The organism is Erwinia sp. PME.40.26/001, from assembly GCF_055556675.1.
In genome coordinates this window covers 1-463 of sequence record NZ_JBVHNP010000030.1, presented here as the reverse complement: position 1 = coordinate 463, position 463 = coordinate 1, and the positions used below count along the sequence as shown (strand labels likewise).

Below are 463 nucleotides of genomic sequence, written 5' to 3'. Positions count from 1 at the left end.
GCGCGGGTCGGAGAGGTTCGGCGGAACCTGGATGCGCATGTCGGACCCGAACACGAGTCGCGCGACGGCGACCGTCGCGAGGTACTCGTGCATGTCGGCATCCGGGGCTCCCTGCATGGCGGTGCGGGGCTTCGCGCGGAAGTTCTGCACGATCACCTCTTGCACATGGCCGTGCCGGTCGTCGAGGTCGCGCAGGGCGATGAGCGACTCGGCGCGGTCGCGGACGGATTCACCGATGCCCACGAGGATGCCGGTCGTGAACGGGATGCCGGCGGCCCCCGCGTCGTCGATGACGCGCAGACGCAGGTCGGGGTCTTTGTCGGGCGAGCCGAAATGCACCTGACCGGGCTCTTCGTACAGGCGGCGCGAGGTGGTCTCGAGCATCATGCCCATCGACGGGGCGACCGGGCGGAGCGTCGCGAGCTCGTCGGGGTGCATCACGCCGGGGTTGGCGTGCACGAGC

1 pseudogene is annotated in these 463 nt (G+C 70.2%); it reads right to left on the bottom strand.

Features of this window, described 5'->3' with window-relative positions:
* Positions 1-463, bottom strand: a pseudogene (locus tag ACZ3HG_RS23060) (hypothetical protein); the annotation flags it as partial.